This is a genomic window from Nonomuraea sp. NPDC002799, assembly GCF_053592075.1.
Genome location: NZ_JBSFVA010000003.1, coordinates 346,241 through 360,894, shown reverse-complemented (window position 1 = coordinate 360,894; position 14,654 = coordinate 346,241). Strand labels below are relative to the sequence as shown.

Annotated in this window: 14 protein-coding genes; 8 read left to right on the top strand and 6 right to left on the bottom strand. The window is 71.3% G+C overall.

What is annotated here, in order from left to right:
- Nucleotides 1-48 precede the first annotated feature (48 nt).
- Together ACWD0F_RS08420 and ACWD0F_RS08415 are read left to right on the top strand one after the other, a co-directional pair.
- Entirely contained in the window at nucleotides 49-198 is a 150-nt protein-coding gene (locus ACWD0F_RS08420; RefSeq protein WP_449873264.1) for a hypothetical protein, read from the top strand.
- Nucleotides 198-2,450, top strand: coding sequence for an MMPL family transporter (locus ACWD0F_RS08415; RefSeq protein ID WP_449873576.1), 2,253 nt, complete (start codon nucleotides 198-200; stop codon nucleotides 2,448-2,450). The genes ACWD0F_RS08420 and ACWD0F_RS08415 overlap by 1 nt, the downstream gene beginning before the upstream one ends.
- Here ACWD0F_RS08415 and ACWD0F_RS08410 read toward each other — a convergent pair.
- Complete coding sequence (locus ACWD0F_RS08410; protein WP_449873263.1) at nucleotides 2,419-3,330, bottom strand: bifunctional helix-turn-helix transcriptional regulator/GNAT family N-acetyltransferase; 912 nt, start codon at nucleotides 3,328-3,330, stop codon at nucleotides 2,419-2,421. The two genes, ACWD0F_RS08415 and ACWD0F_RS08410, sit on opposite strands and share 32 nt — an antisense overlap.
- 30 nt (nucleotides 3,331-3,360) lie before the next feature.
- Between ACWD0F_RS08410 and ACWD0F_RS08405 the strand changes: the two genes are divergently transcribed.
- Nucleotides 3,361-4,260, top strand: a complete 900-nt coding sequence (locus ACWD0F_RS08405; RefSeq protein ID WP_449873262.1) for a lactonase family protein — start codon at nucleotides 3,361-3,363, stop codon at nucleotides 4,258-4,260.
- 52 nt (nucleotides 4,261-4,312) lie between these two features.
- A complete protein-coding gene (locus ACWD0F_RS08400) occupies nucleotides 4,313-5,647 on the top strand; it encodes a N,N-dimethylformamidase beta subunit family domain-containing protein (protein WP_449873261.1) in 1,335 nt (444 codons plus the stop codon).
- Here the strand turns inward: ACWD0F_RS08400 and ACWD0F_RS08395 are convergent.
- Complete coding sequence (locus ACWD0F_RS08395; RefSeq protein ID WP_449873260.1) at nucleotides 5,644-6,420, bottom strand: Clp protease N-terminal domain-containing protein; 777 nt, start codon at nucleotides 6,418-6,420, stop codon at nucleotides 5,644-5,646. The two genes, ACWD0F_RS08400 and ACWD0F_RS08395, sit on opposite strands and share 4 nt — an antisense overlap.
- A gap of 537 nt (nucleotides 6,421-6,957) precedes the next feature.
- Between ACWD0F_RS08395 and ACWD0F_RS08390 the strand changes: the two genes are divergently transcribed.
- A complete protein-coding gene (locus ACWD0F_RS08390; RefSeq protein WP_449873259.1) occupies nucleotides 6,958-7,983 on the top strand; it encodes a 6-phosphofructokinase in 1,026 nt (341 codons plus the stop codon).
- A gap of 168 nt (nucleotides 7,984-8,151) precedes the next feature.
- On the opposite strand, the gene ACWD0F_RS08385 is transcribed toward ACWD0F_RS08390, so the two are convergent.
- Nucleotides 8,152-8,970, bottom strand: a complete 819-nt coding sequence (locus ACWD0F_RS08385; RefSeq protein WP_449873258.1) for an MHYT domain-containing protein — start codon at nucleotides 8,968-8,970, stop codon at nucleotides 8,152-8,154.
- Between the two features lie 61 nt (nucleotides 8,971-9,031).
- Nucleotides 9,032-9,883 (bottom strand): MHYT domain-containing protein, encoded by an 852-nt coding sequence (locus ACWD0F_RS08380; RefSeq protein ID WP_449873257.1) that lies wholly within the window; start codon nucleotides 9,881-9,883, stop codon nucleotides 9,032-9,034.
- 112 nt (nucleotides 9,884-9,995) lie between these two features.
- Between ACWD0F_RS08380 and macS the strand changes: the two genes are divergently transcribed.
- The 3 genes from macS (at nucleotide 9,996) to thiI (ending at nucleotide 13,084) form a co-directional block, all read left to right on the top strand.
- A complete protein-coding gene (macS, locus tag ACWD0F_RS08375; protein WP_449873256.1) occupies nucleotides 9,996-11,111 on the top strand; it encodes a MacS family sensor histidine kinase in 1,116 nt (371 codons plus the stop codon).
- 70 nt (nucleotides 11,112-11,181) lie between these two features.
- Nucleotides 11,182-11,823 carry a response regulator gene (locus ACWD0F_RS08370; RefSeq protein ID WP_449873255.1) on the top strand — a complete coding sequence of 214 codons (642 nt, stop codon included), beginning with the start codon at nucleotides 11,182-11,184 and terminating at the stop codon, nucleotides 11,821-11,823.
- A gap of 64 nt (nucleotides 11,824-11,887) precedes the next feature.
- A complete protein-coding gene (gene thiI, locus ACWD0F_RS08365; protein ID WP_449873254.1) occupies nucleotides 11,888-13,084 on the top strand; it encodes a tRNA uracil 4-sulfurtransferase ThiI in 1,197 nt (398 codons plus the stop codon).
- 11 nt (nucleotides 13,085-13,095) lie between these two features.
- Here thiI and ACWD0F_RS08360 read toward each other — a convergent pair whose 3' ends face one another.
- Both ACWD0F_RS08360 and aroF read right to left on the bottom strand, forming a co-directional pair.
- Nucleotides 13,096-13,383 (bottom strand): YiaA/YiaB family inner membrane protein, encoded by a 288-nt coding sequence (locus tag ACWD0F_RS08360; RefSeq protein ID WP_449873253.1) that lies wholly within the window; start codon nucleotides 13,381-13,383, stop codon nucleotides 13,096-13,098.
- Between the two features lie 107 nt (nucleotides 13,384-13,490).
- Nucleotides 13,491-14,513: a 3-deoxy-7-phosphoheptulonate synthase gene (gene aroF / locus ACWD0F_RS08355; protein WP_449873252.1), complete on the bottom strand. Its 1,023-nt coding sequence runs from the start codon at nucleotides 14,511-14,513 to the stop codon at nucleotides 13,491-13,493.
- Nucleotides 14,514-14,654 lie beyond the last annotated feature (141 nt).

Here is a 14,654-nt window from a genome sequence, read left to right as displayed (position 1 = left end):
AGCACCGTAAACACGAGTAGTTTACCGAGTTTTGGATTGGGAGACCCCATGAGAACCGTGCTCGCCACGGGCTGCGGCGGCGGCTTCGGCCTGCTGACCGCGCGCACGCCGGCCAGGAAGGGCGACCGCGTGATCGCCACCGTCCGCGAATGGGCGCAGGCAGAGGCGCCGGCGGGCCTGGGGTCGGTGCGGGCGTGATGGTGCACACCGAGGTGCGGCCGCCGCGCGAGACGACGGGCGGGCCGCCGCTGCGCAGGCTCGGATTCCTGCTCGTCCGGCACCGCCGGCTCGTGCTCGCGCTGTCCCTGGCCGGCCTGATCGTCGCGGGCGCGCTCGCGGCGGGCGCGGTGACGGGGTTGTCGCTGGCCAGGTTCGAGGCGCCGGGCTCGGAGTCCGACCGGGCGCAGAGCGAGCTGGTCGAACGGTTCGGCACCGGCAGCCCCGACATGATCTTCCTGGTCACCGCCAGGAGCGGCACCGTGGACGATCCGGCGGTCGAGGCCGCGGGCCGGGAGCTGACCGCCAGGGTCGGCCGCGAGGACGGCGTCGCCGAGGCCGGGTCGTACTGGTCCCGCGGCAAGCCCGCCACCATGCGCAGCGGCGACGGCAGGCACGCCCTGATCGTGGTGCGCATCCCCGGCGACGCCGACCACGTGCGCGCGCAGGTGCTGCCCAGGCTCGTGCCCGAGATCACCAAGGGCTCGGACCTGCTCCAGGTGCGCGCCGGGGGAGGGGAGGAGGTCTTCCGCGAGACCGTCCCGCTGGCCAGGCAGGACTTCGTCCGCGCCGAGCTGGTCATCTTCCCGCTCGCCTTCGTGCTGCTCTGGCTCTACCAGCGGCGCGCCATGGCGGCCCTGGTGCCCATCCTGGCCGGGGTGTTCGCGATGGTGACCGGGCTGGCGCTGCTGAGCGGCGTGCTGCTCTGGGCGGAGATCTCCACCTTCGCCCTGAACCTCACCCTGGCCATGGGCTTGGGTCTGGGCATCGACTACTGCCTGTTCGTCATCCAGCGCTTCCGCGAGGAGACGGAGAACGGCCGGGACCGGGCGAGCGCGGTCGCGGGGGCCGTCGAGCACGCGGGCCGGACGGTACTCTTCAGCGGGCTGACGGTGGCCGCGTCCCTGGCGGTGCTGTTCGCGCTGCCGTTCGACTTCCTGCGCTCCTTCGCGTACGCGGGCATCGCCGTCGTCGCCGGCGGGCTGGTCGCGGCCGTCCTCGTGCTGCCCGCCGTGCTCGCCACCATCGGCGGCACCATGCTGCCCAAGCGGCTGCCCAAGCGGCTGCCCAAGCGGCTGTCCCAGCGTGGCACGCCGCCGATGCGGGCGGCGGGGAGCGGGGCCGCGCACGGTCGTACGTCCGGCTTCTGGCACGGGCTGGCCACCCGGGTGATGCGCCGCCCGCTGGTGTTCGGCGGCCTGGCCACGGCGGTGCTCCTGCTGCTGGCCGCGCCGTTCCTGGGCCTGCGTTTCGGCGCGGCCGACGACCGCATCCTGCCCCTGGAGGCGTCCTCCCGCCAGACGCAGGAGGTCATCCGCCAGTCCTTCCCCGCGGAGGAGTCGGACGCCATCCAACTGATCTCGAAAAGTACGGCGTCAGGCGATATTTCGGCGTATGCGGGGACCTTGTCCCGGCTGCCGGGCGTAGCCCAGGTCGACTCCGCCGCCGGCTCGTACGCCGAAGGCCGCCGGATCGGCGACGGCGACCCGGCCCGATTCCAGGGCCAGGGCGCCTGGCTGTCCGTGGTGCCCTCCGCAGCGGCCCTGGCCGACGACCCCGTACGCCTGGTCGAGTCCGTACGCTCCGTCGAGCCCCCCTTCGAGGTCTTGGTCGGCGGCTACCCGGCCGAGCTGGCGGACTACCGCGCCTCGATCGTGGACCGCCTGCCGCTGGTGCTCGCGCTCATGTTCGGCGTGACCTTCGCCGTCCTGTACTTCATGACGCGCAGCCTCGTCATCCCCCTCAAGGCGACCCTCCTGAACGTCCTCAGCCTCGGCGTCATGTTCGGCGCCATCGTCTGGATCTTCCAGGACGGCAACCTGTCCGGCCTGCTCGGCTTCACCCCCACGGGCACGCTCGATCCGAGCATCCCGATCCTCATGCTCTGCGTCGCCTACGGGTTGTCGATGGACTACGAGGTGTTCCTGCTGTCCCGGATCAAGGAGGAGTACGACAGGACGGGCGACACGGAGGAGGCGGTGGCCACCGGCCTGCAGCGGGGGGCGCCGCTGATCACCGCCGCGGGCGGGATCCTGGCGCTCACGTTCGCCGCCTACGCCACGGCCCAGGTGGCGTTCGTGCAGATGCTGGGCGTCGGCATGGCGGTGGCCGTGCTGGTGGACTCGACGGTGATCAGGGCCGTGCTGGTGCCCAGCCTGATGCGCCTGGCGGGCCCGCTCAACTGGTGGCCGAGGAGGCCGGTCAGAGATCGCGTGACCACATCTCCTCGATGACCTCCACGCCGTTCTCGCTCCCGGTCTCCTGCGACTCCAGCTCGAACCCGGCCGCCTGGTAGATGCGCCGCGCGCTCACCAGGGAGCCGCGCGTCCACAGGGTGATCCGCTGGTAGCCCTCGCCTCTGGCGTGCCGCAGGCACTCCTCCACGAGCCGCCGCCCGATGCCCAGCCCCCGGGCGGACGGCTCGACCAGCAACAGCCGCAGCTTGGCCGTCGTCTCGTCCTGGCGCACGCAGAACACGCAGCCGACGCGCTCGCCGCCGGCCTCCGCGATCCACCCGGCGTCCCTGGTGAAGTCGAAACCGCCGACGATCCTGGCCACGAGCTGCTCGAACGCGACGCCCCAGCCGTGCTCCGCGGCGTAGAGGACCCCGTGCCGGTAGGCGACCCAGCCGAGGTCGCCGGTGCGCGGGGGCCTGATCAGGTACGGCTCGCGCGGGCCGGCCGGGCCGAGCAGGTCCCGGATCGTGGTCATGCCGGCCACCAGGCGCTCCTGGTCCGCGTCCGGCAGCCCGGACAGCAGCCGCTCGACCTCCCGCGCGGAGCCCCGGTCGAGGCCGGTGAAGATCTCCGAGCCGGCAGGCGTGAGCCGGACGAGCTGCTTGCGCGCGTCGGAGGCGGACCGCTCGCGCGAGATCAGCCCGTCGCCGTCGAACCGCGCCAGGATCCGGCTGAGGTAGCCCGCGTCCAGGTCGAGCAGCCCGCGCAGGTCGCCGGTCTCCATCTGCCCGGTCCTGTCGAGCTCGAAAAGCACCCGCGCCTCGGTCAACGAGTACGGCGAGTCGAGCATCCCCGCCTGGAGCGCGCCGATCACCTTCGTATAGAACCGGTTGAAGGCCCTGACCTCAGAGATCCTTGCCTCTGTCAACGAACTCATTGCCACAGTCAACCATAAGAAGGATCGCGTGTGAACGTGTACATAGGTGGCTACGGCCCGGGCATCGTCACGATCGACGGCGCCACCACCCCGCTCGCCTCGCCGTCGTTCCTGGCGGCTCATCCGACCCTGTCCGTGGTGTACGCGGTCGGCGAGCTGCGGCGCGGCTGGCTCACCGCGCTCACGGCCGGCGACGGGCTGAGCCCGCTGGACGAGCGGCCGAGCGAGGGCGACAGCCCCTGCCACGTGGCCGTGGACCCCACGGGCACCCTGCTCGCGGCGGCCAACTACGGCGACGGCACGGCCGTGTTGTACCGGCTCGACGGGCTCGGCGCGTTCACCGGCGAGCCCATCGTGCTGCGCCACGAGGGCTCGGGGCCGGTCCCCGAACGCCAGGAGGGCCCGCACGCCCACCAGGCCGTCTTCCACGACGACGTGCTGCACGTCTCCGACCTGGGCACCGACGAGATCCGCCGCTACAGCTACCTCGGCGCCTCGCTGCGGCCGATCACGCTGGAGCCCGGCACGGGCCCGCGGCACTTCGCCTTCGCCGGATCACGCCTGTACGTGGCGGGCGAGCTGGCCGGCACCGTCACCCTCATCGACGGCGAGGAGCGCACGGTCGTGCCCGCCTCCCGCGAGCCGGGCCGGAACCAGCCCTCCCACCTCCAGGTCGCGGGCGACCTCGTCTACGTCGCCAACCGCGGCCCCGACACGATCTCGGTGCTGCGCGCCGGCGACCTGTCGCCCGTGGCCGAGGTGTCCTCCGGCGGCGAGTGGCCCCGGCACTTCGCGATCGACGGGGACCGGATGTACGTGGCGAACCAGTACTCCGGCTCCGTGACCGTCTTCGCGCTCAAGGACGGCGTTCCGGAGCCCACGGGCCAGGTGTACGAGGTCGAAAGCCCGGCCTGTGTGCTGATCATGTAAGGAGTTCGCCAAGTCGCGGGCCCGGCGCCGCGCCCGGTCATGACCATGGGCTGTGCTCAGGATCCTCGTAGTCCTCGCCCTGCTGGCCGCCGGCTGCGCCGGGGCGCCACCGCCCGCCGTGCGCCGGGCCGCCACGCCCGCGCCGCCGGTCCCGCGGCCCGCCGTGGACGTGCAGGAGTCGTGGCGCATCACCAGGCAGGGCGCCGAGCACGAGATCGAGGGCTACGCCGACGAGGTGAGCGTCCTGCCGGGCGAGCGCTTCGGGCTGCACGTGTCCACGACCGCGCCGCGGTTCTCGGCCGGCGCCTTCCGGATGGGCGTGAACCCGGTCAAGGTCTGGGAGTCCGCGCCGGTCCGGGGCGTCCGGCAGGCGCCGATGAAGGTCCTGGCGGGCACCGTGAGCGCCGCCCACTGGACCTCCTCGCTGACCGTGGACACCGCGGGCTGGGCGGAGGGCGCGTACCTGATCAGGCTCGACGCCTCCTCGGGAGCCCAGCGCTACGTGCCCGTCACCGTCCGCTCGGCCTCCACCGCCGGCCGGGTGGTGATGCTGAACGCGGTCACCACCTGGCAGGCGTACAACCTGTGGGGCGGGCGCAGCCTCTACCAGGGGCCCGGCGGGTTCGCCGACCGCTCCCGCGCCGTCACCTTCGACCGCCCGTACGACGGCGACGGCGCCCGGCTCTTCCTCGACTTCGAGAAGGACGCGCTGGCCGTGGCCGAGCAGAGCGGGGTGCCGCTGGCGTACCTGACCGACCTCGACCTCAAGCCCGGCGCGCTCGAAGGCGCCCGCGCGCTGGTCTCGCTCGGCCACGACGAGTACTGGTCGCCCGGCATGCGCACGACCGTCACCGAGGCCAGGGACCACGGCGTGAACCTGGTCTTCCTCGGCGCCAACGCGGTCTACTGGCGGATCGCGACGCACGGCAGGAAGGTCGTCTGCGACAAGGAGGTGCGCTGCCCGCTCTGGCGGGCGTCGGAGCCGGAGAGCGCGCTGGTGGGGCAGATGTACGACTGCTTCCCCGCCGAGGGCGTCTACCAGGTGCGCAGCCCCGGCCACTGGATCTTCGAGGGCGCCAAGGGCAGGCGTTTCCCCGGGATGCTCGGGGTCGAGACCGACCGGGTGTCGCGGGGCTCGCCCGACGGCGTCCAGGTGCTGGCCGAGTCGCCGCTCACGTGCGGCGGCCGGGCGACCGTCAGCCACAGCACGTACTACACCGCGCCGAGCGGGGCGGGGGTGTTCGCCTCGGGGACGATGCGCTGGGTGTGCGCGCTGCGGGGCAGGCGGTGCGGCCACGGGGTGACCGAGGCCGCCGCCGCCTTCACCCGCCGATCGACGATCAACCTGCTGACCAGGTTCGCCAAGGGTCCGGCCGGTCCGCCCTAGTCCGTGCCTCCGCCGCTCTGGTCCGTCCCGCCGCTCTGGTCCGTCTCTCTGCCGACCAGGATCTCGTTGAGCATCCGCTTGATCTCGCGCTCGACGGGCTCCTTGGTCACCCCGAGATCGGCCAGTGCCCGCACCGCCGGCCCGTCCTCCAGCGAGAGCAGGCCCAGCAGCAGGTGCTCGGTGCCGACGTAGTTGTGCCCCAGCCGCAGCGCCTCGCGCAGCGTCAGCTCCAGCACCTTCTTGCTCTGCGAGGTGAACGGCGCGGCCTGCGTCGCCGGACCCCCGCCGGGACCGAGCGTGGCCGTGACGGCCTGCCTGACGGCGTCGAGCGAGGCGCCGACCGCCACCATGCTCTTGGCCGCCAGCGCGTCCGGCTCGCGCAGCAGCCCGAGCACCAGGTGCCCGGCCTCGAGGTGGTCGTGCCCGGCCGACCGCGCCTCCCCCTGCGCCTTCACGAGGGCACTGCGGGCCCTGTCGGTGTAACGGGCGTAGTTGCGCAGGTCGTCGGCGAGCGATCCGGACCCGCCGCCCTCCTTGGGCACGAACCGCTTCTGCGCGGCCTGCTTGCTGACGCCCATGCTCTGCCCGATGTCGGTCCAGGACGCCCCGGAGCGCCTGGCCTGGTCGACGAAGTGACCGATCAGATGGTCGGCCACCTCGCCGATGCGCTCGCCCAGCGTCACGGCGTCGGACAGCTCGCCGAGCGGGTCGCCGTCGGGGTGGCGGCTCTTGATCGCGCTGATGAGGTCGTCGAGACGAACGATGTTGTCCATGCCGTCAACCATAGGTTGACGCTCTCGAGTCGTCAACCCAAGGTTGACACTAGAAAGGTTGTCGCCTGCCGCTGATCTCCCCCGACGACCCGATCGGTTTCGAGCTGCTCGAAGTCAGCCCGGCGGGCGTTCCGGATGATCGTAAGGTGTACGCCATGACGTCAATGACGTAATTTGTCGCCTTTGGTGGAGTCGTTCTGCTCGGGGCGATGTCCCCCGGCCCCGATTTCGCCGTCGTCGTACGACGCTCCGCCGTCGCCGGCCGTACCTCCGGCATGGCCGCGGCGACCGGCATCGCCGTCGGCGTGCATCGACGGGCTGACCGGCGCCGCCCTCATCGCCCTCGGCGTCAAGCTGGCCGCGACCACCCGCCCATGAGCGCCTGGCCACCGCGGCCGATGGGGCTCTCACAACGCCTTGGCGCCGGTTTGAGGCGCACACCTGGCGTTTGGTCTAGACCACTGACCACCATCCCGGGCACAATGCGAGTCTGACATCAAGGTCTGGTTCGTGACCCCCTATCGGGAGGAACCCGCCATGCGTATTGGAGTGCTCACCGGAGGCGGCGACTGCCCCGGTCTCAACGCCGTGATCAGGGCAGTGGTGCGTAAGGGAGTGAGTGTCTACGGTCATGAGTTCGTCGGCTACCGGGACGGCTGGCGCGGTCCCCTCGAAGGCGACACGATGCCGCTCGACATCCAGGCCGTCCGGGGCATCCTGCCGCGCGGCGGGACGATACTCGGGTCCTCCCGCACCAACCCCATAAAGATCGAGGGCGGTGTCGACCGGATCAAGGAGAATCTCGCCGCCACCAGCGTGGACGCGTTGATAGCGATCGGCGGCGAGGACACCCTCGGCGTGGCCAAGCAGCTTTACGACCGCGGCGTCAACGTCGTGGGCGTGCCCAAGACCATCGACAACGACCTGTCGGGCACCGACTACACCTTCGGCTTCGACACGGCCGTCAACATCGCGATGGAGGCCATCGACCGGCTGCACACCACCGCCGAGTCCCACCACCGGGCGCTCATCTGTGAGGTCATGGGCCGGCACGCGGGCTGGATCGCGCTGCACGCGGGCATGGCCGGCGGCGCCAACGTCATCCTCATCCCGGAGAAGCCGTTCGACATCGACCGGGTCTGCGAGTACGTCGAGTCGCGCTTCCGCACCCGCTACTCGCCGATCATCGTGGTGGCCGAGGGCGCGCACCCGATCGAGGGCCAGATAGCGCTGCAGGCGGGCGAGCTCGACGCCTTCGGCCATGTGCGCCTGGGCGGCATCGGCGAGGTGCTGGCCAAGGAGATCGAGAAGCGCACCGGCAAGGAGGCCCGCACCACGGTGCTCGGCCACATCCAGCGCGGCGGCACCCCGACGGCCTACGACCGGGTGCTGGCCACCAGGTTCGGGCTGCAGGCCATCGACGCGGCCCACGAGGGCGACTACGGCAAGATGGTGGCCCTGCGCGGCACCGACATCGTCCGCGTCGGGCTCGACGAGGCCACGGCCGAGCTGAAGACCGTGCCCGTCTCGCGCTACTCCGAGGCGGAGGTGTTCTTCGGCTGAGCCCCGCACCGGCCGCGCCGTTTTCGGCTGACTGAAAGCGGCTTGCAAGCGGCGGGCCGTACCTTCTGAATCAGCGGGGGTTCCGCTACAACCCGCTCAGGGGTACGGCTTACGCCGCAGCGAGTCGGCGGCCCACTGATGCGACGTAAGCCGTGCCCACCAGATAGCTCATCGCCGGGGCGTGCCGAAGAGATTCACTCCTTCCGGCGCGCCCTCGTCGCGTGCGCGCAGCCGCTCCCTGAACTCCGCCTCGCTGCGCAGCTCCTTCTCCGACGGCGACAGGACGATGGTGAGCAGCAGCCCGACCGTGACCACGCTGATGCCGACGATCAGCGGCAGCAGGAAGTCGATGGCCTGGGCGCCTTCGACGGGCGCCATCGCGCTGTGGGCCCGCACCGACATCGAGAACATCCCCGTGTAGTGCATCCCGGAGACCGCCACGCCCATGACCAGCGCCGCGCCGCCGATCCGCAGCGCGCCGCTGACCCGCAGGGTGAACCAGAGCGCGACCGTGGCCGCCACCACCGCGATCAGCACGGAGAGCGAGACGACCAGCGGGTCGTAGGAGACGTGGCCGGACATGTTCATGGCGGCCATGCCGAGATAGTGCATGCTCGCCACGCCGACGCCGGTCAGCAGGCCGCCGCCGAACAGGTACGTCAGGCGGTCGCCGCCGCGCGAGGCCAGGAACAGCCCGGCCCCGACGACGCCGACGGCGATGATCGCCGAGGCGGCCGTGAGCGGAACGTTGTAACGGATCACCGAGCCGGTCACGGAGAAACCGAGCATGGCGATGAAGTGCATGGTCCAGATGCCCGTGCCGCCGATCGCGATCGCCGCGCCGACGAGCCAGTACCGGCGCTCACGGCCGCCGATGAGGCGTGCGCGCGCGGTCAGCAGGAGCCCCAGCATGGAGCCCACGCTGGACATGACGTACGCCAGAACCGGCGTGAGAAGCCCGAACGAGAAATGGTCAATCGGCGACATGCCCCACCCACCCCTTACGCACCGATAAGGGAGTATGAACAGGGAGTCGCGGCTTGCGCAACTACCTTCTGCGAACCTGGATCGGCTGCGGGCGCGGCAGAGGAGCCGGATAGGTGAGTTGTTGCTGCTGAGTGGTGCGCCGGCGCAGCTCCAGCTTGGCGACGAGCTCCGCGTCCTCGTGCAGCTCCTTCTCCGACGGGGACAGGATCACCATGAGGAGCATGGTCAGCGTGATCAGGCTGATCACGGTCATGAGGGGCACGAGGAAGTCGAGGGCGTCGGCTCCGAGGGGGACGCCGGGCTCGGGGTTGACGGTGACGTGCATCGCGTACATGCCGGTGTAGTGCATGCCCGCCACGGCCACGCCCATGACGAGGGCGGCGCCGGTGATCCAGATGGGCCTCTTGACGCGGAGGGTGAACCACAGCGCGACCGTCGCGGCGACCACCGCGATGCCCACGGAGGCCGCCACGGTGAGGCGGTCGTAGGAGATGTGGGCGGACATGTTCATGGCGTACATGCCGAGGTAGTGCATGGAGGCCACGCCGAGCCCCGTGAGCAGGCCGCCGCCGAGGAGCGCCAGGACCCGGCCGTTGCCGTAGGAGACCAGGAACAGGCCGGTGCCCACGACCACGATGGCCACGACGGCCGAGCCCACGGTGAGCCACACGTCGTACTTGATCTGGGTGCCGTCGACCTGGAAGCCCATCATGGCGATGAAGTGCATGACCCAGATGCCCGTGCCGCCGATGGAGATCGCCGCGCCGAGCAGCCAGCGCACCCGGGCACCGCCTCGCGAGGCGTGCGCCTGGGCCGTGAGCCGCAGCCCGAGCATCGAGCCCAGGGCGGACATCACGTAGGCGAGCAACGGCGTGAGCAGGCCGTAGGTGAAATGATTGACAGCGCTCGTCATCTATCGGTTCCTTGCAGTTTAGGGTTCTCCGGATTCTGTCACCGGTTACGTCCCTTTTGCTTGGATATTGCGACTATCTGTCAACTTGCTTGTCGGAACATGAGAAGGGCTCATGGGTATCGAGGGCCCCTTCTGGCGGGCGATCGCGGTCTTCCGCGTCGCCTCGCTGGGGTACGCGGCCGTGCTGATGGCCCAGAACCGCGGCTACGAGGAGCCGGTCATCGGCTGGCTCGTGCTCGGCGTGATGGCGTTGTGGACGGCCGGGGCGACGTTCGCCTACCCGGTCGCGGCGCTGCGCCGGTGGCCGCTGCTGGGCATCGACCTGCTGGTGACCATGGCCTGCCTGCTGGCCTCGCCGTACGTCGAGGGCGCGCGGCAGGGTGCGGAGGGCGTCATGCCGGTGCCCGCCACGTGGGTGGCCGGGCCCGTGCTCGCCTGGGCCGTGCACGGGGGCCGCCGCGCGGGCGTGGCAGCGGCGGCCGTCGTCGCGGCCGGCGACCTGTGGTTACGCCATCGCACCGCCGACGATCCCATCCTGGTCAACGGGGCCGTCCTGCTGGTCCTGTCAGGTGTCGTGGTCGGGCACGTGGCCAGTCTGGCCAAGGAGGCCGGAGAGCGGATGCGGCGCGCCGCCGAGATGGAGGCGGCCCAGCGCGAGCGCGAGCGCCTGGCCCGTGACATCCACGACTCCGTCCTGCAGGTGCTGGCCATGGTCCAGCGGCGCGGGCGCGAGATCGGCGGGGCGGCGGCCGAGCTGGGGCGGCTGGCCGGGGCGCAGGAGGCGGCGCTGCGGGAGCTCATCATGGGGCATCCGCCGCCGGACGGGCTCGACGAGGGACACGGCGCGGCCGACCTGCGTGTCCTTCTGATGCGGTACGGGTCTTCGGAGGTGACGGTCTCGACCCCGGCGACGCCGCTGCTGCTGCCCTTCGCCGTGGCCAAGGGCGCCGCGGCGGCGGTCGGGGCGGCCCTGGACAACGTCCGCGCGCACTGCGGCCCGCGGGCGCGCGCCTGGGTGCTCGTGGAGTCGGCCGAGGGGACGGTGACCGTCAGCATCCGGGACGACGGGCCGGGCATTCCGGACGGACGGCTCGCCGAGGCGCTCGCCGACGGGCGCATGGGGGTGGCCCGGTCCATCCGGGGACGGGTCGCCGAGCTGGGCGGCGCGGTGTCGATCAGCAGCGTCCCCGGCCAGGGCACGGAGGTCGAGATCACCCTCCCGGCCTGACCGCGCCCGCCCCCCGCCCCGCGCCCGCACCCCGCCCGCCTGTGCTCCCGGGCGCCGTTAGAGTGGCGGAATGGTGCGGGTCATGGTGGTGGACGACCATCCCATGTGGCGTGACGGGGTCGCCAGGGATCTCGCCGAGGCCGGTTACGAGGTCGTCGCCGCCGTGGGGGAGGGCCGGCAGGCGATCCGGGTGGCCGGCGCGGTGCGGCCCGACGTCGTGGTGCTCGATCTGCGGCTGCCGGACATGTCGGGTGCCGAGGTGGCCGCCGGGCTGGCCGGGGTGCGGCCCGCGCCGAGGGTGCTGGTGTTGTCGGCCAGCGCCGAGCAGGACGACGTCCTGGCGGCGGTCAAGGCGGGCGCGTCAGGATATCTGGTCAAATCAGCCAGCCGCGAGGAGTTCCTCGACGCGGTACGCCGCACCGCCGGCGGCGACGCCGTGTTCACCCCCGGACTGGCCGGGCTCGTGCTCGGCGAATACCGGCGGCTGGCCGCGCAGCCCGACCCCGCGGCGGCCCCGCGGCTGACCGAGCGCGAGACCGAGGTGCTCAGGCTGGTCGCCAAGGGCCTTTCCTACCGGCAGATCGCGGAGCGGCTGGTGCTCTCCCACCGGACCGTGCAGAACCACGTCCAGAACACGCTCGGCAAGCTCCAGTTGCACAACAGGGCGGAGCTGGTGCGATATGCGATCGAGCGGGGCCTGGACGCGGACTAAACTCTATGGGTCGCGACGTTGCCCTCAAAGCGCCGCGCTTTCCCCGTCTCCCGGAGGTTCCACCATGACGATGTCCGCCCTGGGCGAGCCATGTGTTCTGCTCAAGCTGGGCGAGATCGTCCTCAAGGGCAAGAACCGCGATCTGTTCGAACGCCGCCTGATCAGCAACATCCGTGACGCGCTCAAGTCGCTCGACCTCCGGGTCGACGTGCGTCAGCGGCACGGCGTGATCGCCATCTTCCTGCCCGAGGGCGCCACCGCCGAGCAGGCCGAGGCGGTGGCCCAGCGGGTCGCCGACGTGCCCGGCCTGGTCTGGATCCACCGCGCCTGGCGGGTGGCCAAGGATCCCGACGCCGTGCTCAAGGCGGGCGTGGAGCTGGTGGGGGAGAGCGAGGAGGCCAAGCGGGGCGCCCGCTTCGCGGTCCGCTCCCGCCGCCGCGACAAACGTTTCCCGATGCGCTCCAACGAGCTCGACCGGTTCGTGGGCGGCGCCATCAACGACGAGTACGGCCTGCCCGTCGACCTGAAGAACCCGGAGCTGACCGTCTTCATCGAGGTCGACAGGGACGAGGTGTTCGTCTTCACCGGCGGCATCCCCGGCCAGGGCGGCCTGCCGGTCGGCAGCAGCGGCCGGGCCCTGGTGCTCATGTCGGGCGGCATCGACTCGCCGGTCGCCGCCTACCGGATGATGCGGCGCGGCCTGCACGTCGACTTCCTGCACTTCTCCGGCATCCCGTTCACCACCTCCGAGTCGATCTACAAGGCCTACGCGCTGGTCAGGAAGCTCGACCGGTTCCAGGGCAGGTCGCGGTTGTGGGTGGTGCCGTTCGGCAAGGCCCAGCAGTCGATCCGCAACTCCGGCCAGGACCGGCTGGCGGTGATCGCGCAGCGGCGGCTCATGCTCAAGACGGCCGAGGAGGTCGCCCACCGCATCCGCGCCGCCGCGCTGATCACCGGCGACGCGCTCGGCCAGGTCTCCTCGCAGACCCTGACCAACATCACGGCGCAGGACAACGCGGTGGAGCTGCCGATCCTGCGCCCGCTGGTGGGCTGGGACAAGACCGAGATCATGGCCGAGGCCCGGCGCATCGGCACGCTGGAGATCTCGGAGCTGCCCGACGAGGACTGCTGCTCACTGCTGGCTCCCAAGCGCGCCGAGACCCGGGCCAAGATCGAGGATCTCAAGCAGATCGAGAAGCGGCTCGACGCCGAGGAGCTGTGCGTGCAGCTCGCCGACTCGATCCAGGAGTACACGCTCTAGAGAGCCGGAGGTCAGGCGTCGACCTTGAACGGGTCGTGCTCGGCCAGCAGCTTGTCCAGGCGCGCCTGGTCGACGCGCTTGCTGACCTCCGAGCTCTCCTGCCGGTCGCGGACGACCTTGCACAGCGTGACGGTCGAGGTGACGACGTACAGCAGTCCGAGCGCGAGGAACGCCCTGACCCACCCGGAGGCGGGCAGGTAGAACAGGGCGATCATCATGGAGGTCAGCGAGACGGCGAACGACAGGACCGCCTGGACGTAGAACGCGGCGGTCTGCGTGGGCTGGATGGGCTTCGTCATACGGTCATCGTCGTGCCCGGCGGCGGTCCGCCGCATGAGTCGGCGTACTCAAGTTACCCGTGAGTACCCGGGTCGGACCGGGCCGGGCAGGCCGGGCCGGGGCGCCGTCAGGCGACCGCGGCGGACTTGCCGAGCAGCGGCGGGAAGTCGTGCATGATCTGGGCCAGGTCGCCGAGGTCGGTGTCGAGCAGCGCCTGCGGCCCGTCGCAGAGCGCCTGCTCCGGCTGCGGGTGCACGTCGATGATCACACCGTCCGCGCCCGCCGCGATGGCCGCCCGGGTCAGCGGCAGCACCAGCTCGCGCCGGCCGCCCGAGTGCGACGGGTCGACGATCACCGGCAGGTGCGACAGGTTCTGCGCCACCGGGACCGCCGAGACGTCCAGCGTGTTGCGGGTCGCCGTCTCGAACGTCCTGATGCCCCGCTCGCACAGCACGATGTCCAGGTTGCCGCGCTGCGCGATGTACTCGGCGGCCATCAGCCACTCCTCGATCGTGGCGTTCATGCCGCGCTTGAGCATCACCGGCCGGCCCGCCGCGCCGACCGCCTGCAGCAGCGCGAAGTTCTGCATGTTGCGGGTGCCGACCTGCAGCATGTCGGCGTAGGAGGCCACCAGCTCCACATCGCGGACGTCCACCACCTCCGTCACGATCGGCAGGCCCGTCTCTTCGCGCACGTCGGCCAGGATGCGCAGCCCCTTCTCGCCCAGCCCCTGGAAGGCGTACGGCGAGGTGCGCGGCTTGAACGCCCCGCCGCGCAGCAGCGTCGCGCCCGCCGTCTGCGCCATCCTGGCCGCCGCCAGCGTCTGCTCCGGCGTCTCCACCGCGCACGGCCCCGCGATCAGCGTCACGGTCCTGGGACCGATCGGCACGCCGCCCACGTGCACCGTGGAACGTTCCGGATGGTTCTCCCGGCTGACGAGCTTGTACGGCGAGGACACCCGCATGACCTCGCGCACGCCTTCCATGCCGCGCAGGGCGGCCGCGTCGAGCTGGGTCACCTCGCCGACCAGGCCGACGATCGTGCGCCGCACGCCCTTGCTGACGAACGCCTCGACCCCGGCCGCCTCGACGGCCGCCACGATCGACGCGAGATTCTCCGCGGTGGCCTCGGGCCCCATCACGATCACCATCAGTGCTGCTCCTTATCCCGGAAAACACGAAAGGCCCCGGGTCCAGTGGACCCGGGGCCTTCGTTCGCCTGTCTGCTAGCGCAGCGTCAGGTGGCGAACGGACTCGGGTCCGTCGCCATACCAAAACTGGAACGCGATACG